Source organism: Algoriphagus resistens, assembly GCF_001442615.1.
GTDB classification, from domain to species: Bacteria; Bacteroidota; Bacteroidia; order Cytophagales; family Cyclobacteriaceae; genus Algoriphagus; species Algoriphagus resistens.
Map to the genome: position 1 here is coordinate 49,066 of NZ_LMXN01000006.1, position 13,929 is coordinate 62,994.

The 13,929-nt window shown below is 43.3% G+C and carries 9 protein-coding genes; 5 read left to right on the forward strand and 4 right to left on the reverse strand.

All coding sequences use genetic code 11. From position 1 onward, the window contains the following. Positions 1-266: 266 nt before the first annotated feature. The 4 genes from AS141_RS12395 to AS141_RS12410 form a co-directional block, all read right to left on the reverse strand. Positions 267-1,805 (reverse strand): RagB/SusD family nutrient uptake outer membrane protein, encoded by a 1,539-nt coding sequence (locus AS141_RS12395; RefSeq protein WP_057937989.1) that lies wholly within the window; start codon positions 1,803-1,805, stop codon positions 267-269. Between the two features lie 111 nt (positions 1,806-1,916). Then, positions 1,917-5,180 carry a SusC/RagA family TonB-linked outer membrane protein gene (locus AS141_RS12400; protein WP_232424894.1) on the reverse strand — a complete coding sequence of 1,088 codons (3,264 nt, stop codon included), beginning with the start codon at positions 5,178-5,180 and terminating at the stop codon, positions 1,917-1,919. A 19-nt stretch (positions 5,181-5,199) separates the two neighbouring features. Next, positions 5,200-6,057 carry a hypothetical protein gene (locus tag AS141_RS12405; RefSeq protein WP_057938206.1) on the reverse strand — a complete coding sequence of 286 codons (858 nt, stop codon included), beginning with the start codon at positions 6,055-6,057 and terminating at the stop codon, positions 5,200-5,202. A 1-nt stretch (position 6,058) separates the two neighbouring features. Next, on the reverse strand, positions 6,059-7,312 hold the full coding sequence (locus AS141_RS12410; RefSeq protein ID WP_057937990.1) for a YdcF family protein: 1,254 nt from the start codon (positions 7,310-7,312) through the stop codon (positions 6,059-6,061). Between the two features lie 922 nt (positions 7,313-8,234). Here AS141_RS12410 and AS141_RS12425 point away from each other — a divergent pair. The 5 genes from AS141_RS12425 (at position 8,235) to AS141_RS12445 (ending at position 13,808) form a co-directional block, all read left to right on the forward strand. Then, positions 8,235-9,476, forward strand: a complete 1,242-nt coding sequence (locus tag AS141_RS12425; protein ID WP_057937993.1) for a hypothetical protein — start codon at positions 8,235-8,237, stop codon at positions 9,474-9,476. Between the two features lie 313 nt (positions 9,477-9,789). Next, positions 9,790-10,899, forward strand: coding sequence for a hypothetical protein (locus AS141_RS12430; protein ID WP_057937994.1), 1,110 nt, complete (start codon positions 9,790-9,792; stop codon positions 10,897-10,899). A gap of 47 nt (positions 10,900-10,946) precedes the next feature. After that, complete coding sequence (locus AS141_RS12435; protein WP_057937995.1) at positions 10,947-11,966, forward strand: sensor histidine kinase; 1,020 nt, start codon at positions 10,947-10,949, stop codon at positions 11,964-11,966. After that, entirely contained in the window at positions 11,963-13,054 is a 1,092-nt protein-coding gene (locus tag AS141_RS12440; RefSeq protein ID WP_057937996.1) for a sensor histidine kinase, read from the forward strand. Before AS141_RS12435 ends, AS141_RS12440 begins: the two co-directional genes overlap by 4 nt. After that, entirely contained in the window at positions 13,035-13,808 is a 774-nt protein-coding gene (locus tag AS141_RS12445) for a LytR/AlgR family response regulator transcription factor (protein WP_057937997.1), read from the forward strand. The genes AS141_RS12440 and AS141_RS12445 overlap by 20 nt, the downstream gene beginning before the upstream one ends. Positions 13,809-13,929: the final 121 nt, after the last annotated feature.

A 13,929-nucleotide genomic window follows, 5' to 3' on the forward strand; every position in this document is an offset into this window, starting at 1 on the left:
TGCCTTTTCTGATCTTCAGGATTATAGCTAAAGTCCAATTCTATGCCATTCAAACATCGATTTAAAGGATGTGATTACAGCTTTTCTATCCTTATTAAAAAAACAGGCGAACAAAACCGTCCGAAATCGGGCAAGTCCATGCTAGTAGCGATAGTGAAAAAAATCTGAACAGGTTTTTTCGCCATAACCTTCTGGGAAATACTATGCGGGAACCCATAAAGAAAAAGGAGCCTTGCGGCCCCTTTTATTATGAAATTTAAAATCCTTTAATTGTATCCAGGATTTTGGTACATGCGCTCGGGATCGAGTTGGTATTCATCAAATGGAATTGGGTAAAATCTATCTTTCTCCGAGAAATTCTGAAGATTAGCAATGCCGTAGGCTGACTGGTCTTTGCTCTTGAAAAACTGAACCAATTCAGGAATAGTAAAGGCTCTAAGTAAGTCGTACCAGCGCTTCTGCTCGAAAGCTAATTCCACTCTTCGCTCATGAAGTATCGCCAGCTTCAAGCTGGGATAGCGTGACACATAATCAGGATTTTGCAGAGCCTGCTCATAAAGCGGAAGTCCTGCCCTTTCCCTCACCTGATTCAGCAAAGCAATTGCTTCTGCGGTATTTCCCAGACGCTCATTTACCTCTGCCAGCAACAAGATCACATCTGCATAGCGCATCATAATGTGGTCGTTTCCACCAAAACCGTTTACCCCTGCCGCATCACTTACATCACGGAACTTGGAGATGAAGTATTCCTGAACTCTGGAATCTTCGGCATAATTTACAGAAAAGGTTTTCCTCGGATCATTCGATTCATACTCATTCACCAAGTCCAGATTCACACGGGTCCCGCTTCCTGTAGCCGGCCTTTGTGAATTGATAGTTTCGCCCAGCGCTTGGTTGTTTCTGGCTACCGCAGAACTAAGATCCTGATCTCCCTGACGGTAAACAATCTGAAATATCAATTCCGGATTAGTAGATTTCTGGTCCACATCAAAAACTGATTCATAGCTAATCTCTTTCAAGTCTCCAAAGGTTCTTTTGGAGTAGGCTTCCTCCAGATTTTTCTTGGCCAGTGTGAAAAATTCACTCGGACTCTTACCAGGTATCTGATTGCTGCCCATGGTGAGATACACCTCTCCCAGCAAAGCCAAAGCTGCCACTTTGGATACTTTCCCCTTACCCGACACCGGTTGATGATCGGGCAGCGAGCTAGCAATAGCCACTTCCAGATCGGCAATGATCTGTGCATAGATATTGGCTTCTGCTTCCCTAAAAGTCACCTCTTCCAATTCATCCGGCGTTTTCACTTCCCGGATTACTAAGGGCACAGCTCCCCATTTTCTTACCAGGTGATAGTAAGCCAACGCTCTCAAATAGGTTGCCTGAGCAAGGTGGTTACTCCTTAAGTTTTCATCTGAATAAGTAACTATTTCTATGTTATTGATCACGTAGTTGGCCCGGGAAATGATCGTATAGAGCGCAGACCAATGATTTTTTAGAAACGTATTACTTGGAATCAGGGAGAAATCATTGAACTGAAAAGGCTCCCCGGCACTGGATTGGTTGTCATTTCTTCCCATGTCGTCGCTTCGTTCATCAATATAGACGCCGCTGCTTTCCCCCAGCGCACTGTTGCTCCGAATAGCTGCATAGATACCGTTGACTGCTGCTTCCACATCCGAAGGTGCTTTCATATATTCACCTGCAGGCACTGCATTTGGATCAGATAGATCCAAGAAATCTTCCCCACAGGAAAAGAGTGCAGCCGTACTGATGATGGCAAAGAATATAGCAATGTATTTTTTCATCTTAAGTTTTGTTTTTCAATGGTCATTTGGAATCTCGCACTGTGAATAATCATCTGGCTGAGTGTCTTTTCCGCGGTGCTCGATTTCATGATTTTCAGTTTTGGGATCAGATTAGAAAGTGACTTTTACCCCTAAGTTGTATGATCTCATCAGCGGGTACTTACCATAATCAACCCCTGGAGTCAGGTTAGCCCCGTCGTTGTAATCCACCTCAGGGTTGTATCCTAAATACTTGGTAAAGGTGAAAGCATTATCCACGCCCACGTAAACTCTGAATGCCGAAAGTTTCATCTTCTGTAAGGCTTCAGGTTTTACATTATATCCTACTGTGATATTGGTGATCCGAAGGAATGAACCATCCTGAATGTAGAAAGTAGAAAGTCGGGTACTATTACTCTGGGTTCCGCCTCTGGAAGCTTTGTACACCCAGCCATTTCCCGGATCGCTCTCGCTTCGGAATCTGTCGTCGACTACTGCATATTGGTTGCCGGAAGCCTCCATATTGAAGAGGTAGTAATCCTGCCCATCCAGCACTTCATTTCCCTGTGAACCGTTCATTGCTACTGCAAAGTCAAAACTTTTAAAGTTGCCTGAAAGAGTAAGTCCGTATGTAAAATCAGGATAAGGGGAACCGATCACCGTTTTGTCCTCATCACTTACAATACCATCGCCATTTACATCTTCAAAGTAAAGATCTCCCGGACGTAGCGGATTACTGGAAGCCAGTGATCTAGGAGGGCCTTTGATTTCATATCCTTCCGGAAAGGACTGTGCAGCTGAATTATAGGCTGCATCATCGGCAGCAATATTATCCATATCACTTTGCCTCACCATTCCTGCTACTTTGAATCCATAGAACATACCGATCGGCTGACCCGTGGTAGTGATATGTGTCAGGTACGAACGCTCCGCACCTCTGGAAAGGATAGTACTTGCATCTCCCAGATCCAGTACTTTGTTGCGGTTCAGGGAAATATTTCCACTAAGGTTCAGATTGAAATCCTTTATGGAAACCAAAGCTGCATCGATCTGAAGATCAACTCCTTTATTTTCTACTTTGGAATCCGGCATATTGGTCAGGACGGAAGTTGCTCCTGAAATAGCCGAAATCGGTCTGTTCAACAATAGATTGAAAGAACGGCTCAGATACCCATTGGCAATGACGGAAAGTCTTCCATTCAACAGCTCGGTATCCAGACCTATGTTGAACTGGCTGGTGGATTCCCAGCCCAGGGACTGGTCTCTCATATTCAAAGGCCACACGCCTGATTCCACCGTGCCATTTCCGAATACCACCGGTTGCGGTGTGGACATCACCTGGGAATAGTTGTAATCCCCGATGTTGTTGTTTCCGCTAAGACCCCAGCTCGCTCTGAGTTTCAGCGATGATCCTTCTCCCAGCCAATCATTGTAAAACTCTTCGTTGGAAATATTCCATGCTGCAGATACCGAAGGGAAATTTCCGTACCGGTTTAAGGGGCCAAACCTAGAAGATCCATCCCGTCTAAATGAAGCTGTCAGGTAATATCTGCTATCGTAATTATAGCCCACTCTGGCCAAATAAGACAATAAGGTGGTTTTGGTTTTACCTGTTCCACCATTCATCTGGAAATTGGTAGGGTCAGCACCTTTTCCCGTGATTTCAGGGATGTTGTCATTTTCAAAGCCATTGGAAGTAACACTGATCACATCCGTATCAGTGGCCTGTACAGTATAGCCAGCCAACACATTGAGCGCGTGTTTATTGAAATCTTTCAGGTAGGAAAGTGTGAATTCCCCCAGCTTATCCCTGCGATCATAGGTTTGGGCAGTAGCATAGGCGGCATTTTTTGCCTGATCTGAATAAGGGGGGTTGGCTCCGCTGCTCAAACTGGTAGGCTTGTAGAATTCATACTTTTCAAAGTAGGTCTGCATACCCAGGTTCGCTTTGAACGTCAAGCCTTTCAATAAATCATAGCTGGCATTGGCATTATAAGTACCTCGTTGCCCACGGCGGCTGATGATGGTTTCACTGGCCAGGGCAAGTGGGTTTTCTATGCTTTGAAATCCATAAGCCGAAGAAAGTGAAGCGGCTTCATTTTTAGCCAAGGTTCCATCCTCGTTATACGCTTTGAAGATCGGCATGTAAATTAATGCTCCAAGAATAGGTCCTTGGTGAAATCTTCCTTCCTGAACCTCCCGGTTGATATTACTTGTAAAAGCTACATTGGCTCCTACTCTGAACCGTTCACTTACTTTTGAATCCACATTCAGCCTTAAATTTAACCGATCCTGATTGGTCGTTTCGATAATTCCAGGCTGATGCTGATACCCACCGCTTAGAAAATAGCGGGATTTTTCATTGCCCCCGTTTACGGAAAGGTTATATCGCTGGGTGTGGGCATTTCTGTACAACACATCCTGCCAGTCGGTATCGTACTCAGGAGCAATTGCCTGCTGATTTTCAAAATCGTAGAATTCAGTCGGAATACTTACCCCTCCTGCATTCCCTACATTGGCAACCCTTGTTTCATTAGGATCAGAATACATCGCATCAGTCCATGTTCTTCCTGAATTTTCGATTAGGTTTCGGTAGTTATTGTTTCTTGCATCAATCAGGAGGTCCACAAATTGCGTTGAGTTAAGCAGATCTACTTTCTTGGCCAGTTGTTGAATACCTGACTGATAGTCAAATTCCACTTGTGTTTTTCCTTCCTTTCCTCTTTTGGTAGTGATCAGCACTACTCCACCTGATGCTCTGGAACCGTAGATAGCCGCTGAGGCGGCATCCTTGAGAATGTCAATGGATTCAATGTCATTAGGGTTGATATACACGTCATTCGCCGCCGGATAGCCATCGATCACATATAAAGGAGAGGAACTGGCGTTGATGGAACCTATACCCCGCACTCTGATTTTGGTAGTTTCATAGGGCGCACCGGATACCTGCGATACCTGCACACCTGCTATTTTACCGGTTAGTGCCTGTCCGAGTGTGGGCGTGGTTAAATTCAGGTCTTTAGCCTTCAGATTGGATACCGCTCCGGTGAGGTCAGACTTTCTCAGGCTTTGGTAACCGATAACGACCACCTCTTCTAATGAAAGATCCTCTGCTGTAAGCTGCACATCCACCGTGGATTGGGTTCCGACTATCACTTCTTTGGAGCCATAGCCCATGAGCGTAAACACCAATACTGCATCCTGTTGCGTCTCGATCTGGTAACGCCCATCCGGATCAGTGATATCATAGTTACTGCTTCCTTTTTCCAGTATGGAAACCCCATCGAGTGGTATTCCATTCTGATCCGTCACTGTACCGCTTACCATTCCCTGGGCAAAAACAGCGCCCACGGAAAGAAGTGATAGCAGGATCACGTTTAATAATTTTCTCATCATGTAATTAAATTTTTAAGAATTAGGGGATTTTGATAAGGGCGGCATTTTGGGTTTTGGAGGAGGAGACTGCAATTCCCAGCGATGGATTCAGCAGGCAAAAGCCTTCCAACTCGTCTTTATTATCAAAGTCAATCTGTTTAAGCACCACCTCTTTACCAGCCTTCATAGAAGCTTCCAGATCAAGGAATGTCAATCGCCACAGTCTTCCTTCAATCTGGTTTTGTACCAATACCAATGCGCCTTCTCCAGGTATCCAGTGAAGATTTTGTACCCAGGGAGAGCAGGTGAATTTTCCTAGGAGTACGCCTGGCTCAGAAGTCTTTTTAGCCTTTTGGAGTTTCTCAGGGTCATAAAGTCTAACTTCATTTCGGGATGGGCCATAATCAGCAGTGGCAACGATCATCCTGCCCTGATAGCTGACGTATTCGGGTCGTGTGCCTTGAATGCAGGCGTCATCCTCAATGACGGCCATTAGATTTCCATCCAGGGTCTTTGTCTTTAAAAAGCCTTCCCAGTCTATTGCGTAGATCACTGCCTTCCACTCCGTCCCTTCCCTGTTTAGGCGGATGGAATTGCCGATGAAAGTGGGTAAACCCTTGGTGTATGCAATCCCAGTAGGGTGGTTGATGAGGTCCTTTCCCTCCAATGTAAACTGATACTCCTCACCAGAATACAGCAGCGAATCCTTGAGCGTATATCTTCTCATCATGCCCACTTCCCGATCTCCATAGATAAAGATCTGGTCTCCTATTGTTGAAACTCCCTGGGCAGCCCCCAATTCGGGAAGGGTCTGGAGTTGGTCGATGGACATCTCCTGGGCATTCAAACTAGTCGAAGAAAGAATCAAGAGGCATATAAATGCAGAAAAAAACTTCATTTTAAGGGTCAAGAGGTTCATCGGTATCTATCTGTAGTGAGCTGATCAAGGGGTAAAATTCCGCAGTGGTGGCAGAAAGGCGCTTTCCATTGGAATAAGGATGATAACCCAATTCCTTCATGCATCTATTGTGCATCGCATCAGAATAGATGTATGCGCTTTGGGCCGGGGTGGTCACGGTTATGGAAGGCCTGTCCATAGGAAATCCATACCGAAACATGATCCTGGCGGTGTTTCTCATGTTGGTGGTGGTATGCCGTGCATGCGGATCTATGAGAATCGCTGACTCGGGCACTCCCAATTTGAGCAGGTAGCGTTTCATTTCAATCGCCTCATTGTGAAGCACCTTATAAGGGTGTACATACCCACCAGAGACCAGAATAAAAGGTGCTTTCTTTTTGCTATATGCCTCAAAAGCCAACTGGCATCTTAGTACCCCTCCAGAACTGAGGCTGTCGAGGTAATTCTCCGTTCCTGCACCTGGAATAAGGATGAGCGGGTAGTTATATTCTTTCCAATCTGTAGTTTTCACAGCTTGGTAGGCGGCCATATTTTCATGCTCCATCATGGGTTCGAAGTCCCCTGCCCGTTCAAACCTGGCCATAGCCAACGCATCCATGGCATAGCCCAGCGTCAATTGATAAAAGAGTTTTGAATCTCCATACTTCACAGAGGCCAGTTCATTCAACGCCTGGATATTTGCCCGGTAGGAAGAGGATTGAAGGCTCATTCCCAATGAGTCTATGTTGGGATAATTAGGCTTTTGCCCTTTCGCATATACTGAGATGATATGGTTAATTGCCGTGGCATCCTGCTTCCAGGCGTTGGCCAAGAAGACCGCTGGATCATCTGCCACATTCATCTGGTACATTCCGGAAGGCGCCAGGTGCTCTTTGGGAATTTTGGATAAAGCACTGTGTTGAGTTGCAAGTTGCACTAGACGCTGGGCTACCAACTCAATCTCTTGGGCAGTAAAGCCCATTTGAGCTGGATAACAAGAAGCTTCTTTTCCACAGTTTATCAGTGAATTGGACAAGAGCACATGTTTATCAGAAGCCATTTCTGCTAAAATGACATCTTTTTCGAGTAAGGATTTCAGTTCTGGCATCTGCTCGATCAGGTGGAGCAGGTAAACATTTTTTGATTGTGCAGGTTTATCCCCTAAAACTGGCCTGTAGCTGGATTGGGGACTGTCCTGTCCCCAGCAAAAGCTCGCTAAAAGCAGCAATAAGAGGAATAAAGGCAGCTTTTTCATGTGTTTAGAATTTGTCTTTTAAAGGCCATATGGAATGTCGCATGCCTTATAATCATCCCAGTGTGTGACGCTGGAGTCATGCTCGATTTCATGCCACAAAGGACGATAGCAACTGCATCAATCTTACTTCTTAACGAGTTATCAAAACGTGAAAAAAACGTAACGCAAGGCACCTTTGCGGCCCTGCTAAACAATTCTGATCCGGAGCAAAAAATTACTGAAAGTGAGTATAGAAAATTTTGTTTAGGACATCTTTATCCCATTGCCTTATTTAGTTATTGGAATTTGAAGCCGTTTTTACGTTGAATTCTATAAATTTTCTACAAAGCCTATTTCCTAATAAAGGTTTAGTAGTTGTTAAACCAATGTTAAAATCACCTGTTATTCGGTAGTTATCCTTCCCGTGCATTAAAAAATCAAGAAATATGATGAACGGAAAGGTAGAATTAAGAAAGATCTGACTGCTCAGGCTTGCAGTTTTTAACCTTCCTGATGGAACAGATGGGGAAATTTGTTAACCATCCAAATTGGGAAAACAATCAAGTTTACCATGGAATTTCTTGGTTTAGATGCTATATTAAAACAAGCTTGAATTCAATAACAGTACTCAGACTGGTACTTATTCCCTCCTCAATTGAGAGAAGATTTAATCACCCTACCCTAGGTGTGAAAAATACTTACAACTCACGACAATACTTGGCAAATGGGTAGTTGTGCACTTGGATCATTTTAAGGTGCTGTACCATTGCCGTCTGGCTAAGCAGGAGGGCACAAAATACTAGTTTTTTCATTTTCATTTACTGTTAGTTTACCCTGCAAAAGATTGAAAAATGCTTGACCTGTTGTGTTCAGATTCATTCCAACCTCATTCAGGATGAATCCAAGCCATAAATTCATTAATTTGTACCCAAACCAACTGACCATGGCTATACCGTCACTTCTGGCTGAGATCGAAGAAAAGCTTAACCGCGGGAAATCAGAAAACTGGACCCAGTATGATTTTGAGCAATTGAGTGAGATGATTTTTGAAGCTATCCACGTTCGGCTCAGTGTGACCACGCTAAAACGCATCTGGGGCAAGGTTAAAAATACTCATAAACCTGCTGTACAAACGCTGAACACCCTTTCACAATTTGTCGGCTACGTGGATTGGCGTGATTTTGAACAAAATCATCCTTATCAGGACAAGTTGGAAGTTCCTGGAACCAAGACAAAAAGGAAAAGACTGCCAACTGCCAGACTGGTATGGAGTTTTGCAGGCGTTTTAGTTGTTTGCATCATTTATTTTGGATTCCTCCAGATGATGGAACCAAATGTCAATCCTGTTGAGTATTCCTTTTCCCTAAGTAAAATCAAAACCACAGGCGTTCCCAACTCTGTGGTCTTTAGCTACGATGCATCCAACTCCCCCAGTGATTCAGTTTATATTGTGCAGACATGGGATATCAGACGAAAAACCCTGGTCCCCAAGAATGGAAAAAAACATTCGGCAATCTATTATTACCCTGGTTTTTTTAACACCAAGCTGATCATCAACAACGAGGTCGTCAGCAATCAAGATCTTCAAATCAGCACTGATGGCTGGCTGGGCTTGATAGAAACCCCAGACAAGCCTATTTATTTCTCCCGAGAGGAAATCCAGTCAACAGAAGGGGTAAAGGTTGATGGAGACTTGCTCCAAACTCACCAAATCGCTTCCAGCCCCTCCTCCCCCAAAGTGCGTTTTTTCAACCAACAGGATCTGGGGGGGCTGATGAATGATACCTATGAATTCGAGACTGAAATCAGAAATCTTAATCAGGGATCAGACAATCTCTGTCATTATGTGGAAGTACTGATCCAATGCAAAAATGACATCATCATCATTCCTCTGGCGGACAGTGCCTGTATCGGAGACTTGGGGCTGGCGTATTTGGGACACTACCTGGAATCCAAGTATGAAGATTTGAGTGGCTTTGGTGCTGATCTGGGAGAATGGACCAAACTGAAAATCACTTCCCGAAATGGCAAGGCAGAGATTTTTGTGAATGACTCTTCAGCCATGGAACTAACGGCCAAAAATACTCCAGTCGGAATTGTGGGAGTCCAATACCGCTTTATTGGTGAGGGTGAGGTCAGGTATGCTAAATTTCGTGACAAAAATGGACAGGTAATTCAATTGTAAGAGATCGGTTCTATTAAATAGCTTTCACCTGAACTAGTATTTGAGCACTAAATTAAATCCAGGAGAATGCTATCTAGTAAGTAAAGATTCTTTTAAGAAAAATATTCTTACGAGTACCTAAATGATAATGCATACCTGCAAGACCATCTACATCTTCCTCCTTGTATACCTAAGAACTAATCAAGTTAACTGAGTTCAATCCAATCATTCGACGATTCATTCCATTTATCCCACACTTGACTGCATCTGGTTTTTTCCCAATGTAGCTAATGGACATATTTGAAGTATAATCTTTAAACTACATTTTCTGAACATGAATATTTCACCAAAATTCTATTACTTGTGGATACTGCTTATTGCAATGTCCTCCCTCCAGCTGGTTAATGGCCAGTCCATCAGCATTTCGAGCAGTGAAACCACCCATAACTTTGTCTTTAATGACGACAATCAAAAGCTCAAGGTGGAGTCGAATGGGAAGGTTGAAATCGGCAACGATGAAAAATCCATTTCCTCCATCTCTGCTGGAGGCTATCTGAAAATCGAAAAAACAACCTTTGGCAATTCCCGGTCAATTGTCATTAAGAATGACGGTTCAGGCCTATCTTACGAATACAAAGAAGGGGGTAGAAAGAAACCTTTTGAGCCAGATGGTAAAGTCTGGCTTGCAGAAATACTCCCAGAACTTATGAACACCACCAGTCTGGGAGCTGAAGAACGGGTGGAAAAGATCTATGCATCTAGCGGAGCAAAGGCTGTTTTGGGACTCGTAGATCAACTCAAGGGTGATTACCTTAAATCCATCTATCTAGGTCTGCTGATGAAGAAAAACCTTAATCCTGCAGAGATCTCCTCCTGCATAGACAAAACAATTTCGCAGATTGATTCGGATCATTACCAACTTGAGGTCTATAAAAGAGTTAATCCGGGGTATTTTAAGGATCTGAACCAGTTAAACAAAGCTGTAGGTGCTCTGGATTCCGATCATTTCAAGACTGAATTGCTCATGCCTATCTTTAAAACCAATGTCATGGACGGCAAAGGAGAGGAATCCATCAGATTGATCAAAATGGTGGACAGCGATCATTTCAAGACAGAAATCGCAAAAAGCATTTCATTCAGTTCACTTTCAGATCAGGAAATGAAATTCATGGTAAATGAGCTTGTGCCTACCATCGATTCAGACCATTTCAAAAATGAACTGCTAAAAACCGCTGTGGATAGTGGAAACATGAATGAAAACAGAGTCTTAATCATCCTGGACGGTATAGAAAGTATAGACAGTGATCATTTTAAGGCAGAGCTATTACTTTATCTTTGCAGAAAGCACGGATCTGAAAAAGTAAAAACAAAAATCAGGGAAACCGCCAAAAACCAAATTGATTCCTCCCACTTCCTGGGTGAAGTCATGAAGTGCGCAGCCTAGATCAGTTCACAACTAACGATTGCAGCTTATTGCGATTGCATTACCCCATGTCAAAACCGCTATCCTTTATACTCTCTCTCCTATTGGTCCTGGCTTTGGGATTCTATCTGCTCTACAATGGCGGATTAATCGATTGGCTAACAAAAGCCTCCTGGTTTTCGGGGGCTTTTCTGCTGATCAGCATACTTGCCGGATTGAGTATTTATTTTGGAAATCTATGGTTCAAAAGGATTGAGACCAAGCATGGAAACCGTTATGCTTTATTACTACTTCTGATTTGGGGATCCCTGATGGCTTATTCCTATGGAATTGGCCAGATGGTCAACAGAGCACTCGGAGATGGATTGGAAAACAGAAGTGATGGGTTGGCCTTGAAAGGAAGTATAGTGGGATTGATTCTGGCTATTTTGATCGTTTGGATCAATTATTCCTGGATCTCTTATGCCAGATTTTCAAAAAAAACCATCCAGCATTTGCGAAATGAACGCACCAAGGAAGAATTACAATACAAATTACTTCGCTCTCAGCTGACCCCACACTTCCTTTTTAATTCTTTCAATACTGCCTCAAATCTCATTGCTTCCCATCCTGAACAAGCTGAGAATTATATCCGGAAGCTTGCTTTTAATTTCAGGCATCTGGTCAAAAATGGGATTCAAGCTCTCAATACGCTGGAAAAAGAACTTGAAATAGTTGAAAACTACATGCATCTGATGAAAGTCAGATACGGTGAGAAGGTGATACTTGAGCAGCGTATCAAGCAGGAAGTAGTGCAAAACTGTATTCCTGCCCTTGCAATCCAGCTTTTGGTGGAAAATGCACTCAAGCATAATGTGGCAAGCTTAGACAATCCCTTGAAAATCCTCATCACCGCGGACCAGAAGCAGGTGGTGGTGACAAACACGATTACCCATGCTCCTGGGCAAATTTCCTCTACAGGGGTCGGACTGAAAAATCTCAAAGGTCGCTACAGCTATTATGGCAATATGCTTCCTACCATACACAGTTCCGAGCATTGCTTCTACGTGAATCTGCCTTACATCTCCAATTCAACTTCCCAAAGATGACCAGGATTCTTATCCATAATCCTCTCAGAAGGCTCTTGCTTCCCTTAGGTGTCGGGGCATTGGTATATTTATGCGTTTTGCTTGCATTCGATACGATTGAAACGGCTTTGGAAGGCTTTTTCACCCAAGAACTTCTATTCTGCATCATCTGCAGTTATCTGATTTTGGAAGGGAATCTACTCCTGCTTCGATTTTCGGAACCCAAGCTGACTGAATCCCCGAATTTCAACAAACAGGTAATCACGTTACTTGCCTTTACCACCCTTGGCAGTATTGTCTTGACAAGCGGAATGCTGATCGCCTACTTCTATTGGTTTGAAAATATGGCGGACATTCAGGTTTATTCTACTGAACTTCAGATATTCAACGGGATATTTCTGTTTGTGTCACTGATGTACCAAGGCCATTTCGCGGGATATTATTTTATCCACAATAAATTCCAAAGAGAACTGGAAGCTGAGCAAAAGGAAAAGGAGCTTCTGGAAAGAAGCATCGACCTTTTTCATTATATGATGAATCCTGATTTTCTTATGGTAGGATTGGAATCCATCTTACTGAGAATAAAAGAACAGAATTATGAACTGGCTGATGAAGGCATTCTTTTGCTTTCAGATATCTATAGGCATTCCCTGAAAAACCAGGACGAATTGGTTCCTATAGCGGAGGAACTACAAGCGATGAAAAGCACGAGCACATTTTTTCAGCAGTTCGTTTCAAAACATATTCTGTTACAAATAGCCTCTGAACCTAAAAATACGCTGATCGTTCCCCGGACTTTGACCAAGCTATTGGAAGCTATTGCCTATTCTCAACTTTCCTCCGCTACACGGCCTCTGCAGGTCAATCTGGACTTTCATAAAAATGAGCTGGTACTGAAATTTGAGTCCAATTTTGCCCTGACCAAAAGCGAGCAACTTACAGATACACTGAAAATAGTCAAAGATCAATATGGCTGGCTGAACAAGACGTTGAAATGGAAAGATCAACTGATATTTTCCATTTATGTGCCTTTGGAGCAGCCGTCCTCCCAAAATCCAACAAACCATTCCCCAGACTTACACCATCAAAATGAAAGTAATCCTGATTGAAGACGAGCTTCCGGCAATAGAAAAAGTGAGGCATTTTCTGGAAAAATATGATTCAGAATCCCTCATTCTGGGAGTGGCGCATTCGGTAGCTGAAGCGATACCTTTACTCAGTAAATACGGAGAAGAAGCAGATCTGCTTTTGGTAGATATCCAACTGGAAGATGGGCTGTCATTTCAGGCATTGGACCAGGTTTCATTTTTCAAGCCTGTGATTTTCATCACCGCTCACAACCAATATGCTTTAGAGGCCTTTCAGGCAAATGGGATCGATTATCTGGTAAAACCTATCCGATACAGCGCATTTCAAGCCAGCATTGACAAATTCCAACAGCTTCGGGGAACTACCCTCACTCAAAAGATAAACCATAATCTTTGGGGAAATTTCAATAAGCCTTCCTATAAAGAGCGCTTTATGGTGAAAATCGGAGAACACATTCATTCCATTCCCACTGCCTCCATCAGGCTTTTCAATACAGAAGGACGGAATACTGATCTCATCCTCCAGGATGGGAGAAAGTTCGTCACCGATTATAAAATGGAAACATTGGAGGAATTGCTGGATCCCTCGCTGTTTTTCCGTGTCAACCGAAGTTTCATGGTTCACTTGAACGCTATCAAAGACGTACTGGTCTATTCAAACAGCAGACTTAAAATCAATCCTACACTCAGCTTTAAAGAAGAAATAATTGTGAGCAGAGAAAGGGTAAACCGGTTTAAGGAATGGCTTGGAGGAACTACCTGTTCAGAAAAATAGGGTTTTGCATCCATCTCCCTTGTAGTCCAGGTTACCTATGGCCTACTGAAAAACCCAGGCCATCTACGTTAAAAAAACAGGACAAAATGAGTGAATGACCCCAGTTTTTAATTTTAGATTT

Bases quoted from the DNA above. Each gene is read 5' to 3' on its own strand.
- AS141_RS12395 (WP_057937989.1), bottom strand. From the start codon at position 1,805: ATGAAAAAATACATTGCTATATTCTTTGCCATCATCAGTACGGCTGCA.
- AS141_RS12400 (WP_232424894.1), bottom strand. From the start codon at position 5,180: ATGATGAGAAAATTATTAAACGTGATCCTGCTATCACTTCTTTCCGTG.
- AS141_RS12405 (WP_057938206.1), bottom strand. From the start codon at position 6,057: ATGAAGTTTTTTTCTGCATTTATATGCCTCTTGATTCTTTCTTCGACT.
- AS141_RS12410 (WP_057937990.1), bottom strand. From the start codon at position 7,312: ATGAAAAAGCTGCCTTTATTCCTCTTATTGCTGCTTTTAGCGAGCTTT.
- AS141_RS12425 (WP_057937993.1), top strand. From the start codon at position 8,235: ATGGCTATACCGTCACTTCTGGCTGAGATCGAAGAAAAGCTTAACCGC.
- AS141_RS12430 (WP_057937994.1), top strand. From the start codon at position 9,790: ATGAATATTTCACCAAAATTCTATTACTTGTGGATACTGCTTATTGCA.
- AS141_RS12435 (WP_057937995.1), top strand. From the start codon at position 10,947: ATGTCAAAACCGCTATCCTTTATACTCTCTCTCCTATTGGTCCTGGCT.
- AS141_RS12440 (WP_057937996.1), top strand. From the start codon at position 11,963: ATGACCAGGATTCTTATCCATAATCCTCTCAGAAGGCTCTTGCTTCCC.
- AS141_RS12445 (WP_057937997.1), top strand. From the start codon at position 13,035: ATGAAAGTAATCCTGATTGAAGACGAGCTTCCGGCAATAGAAAAAGTG.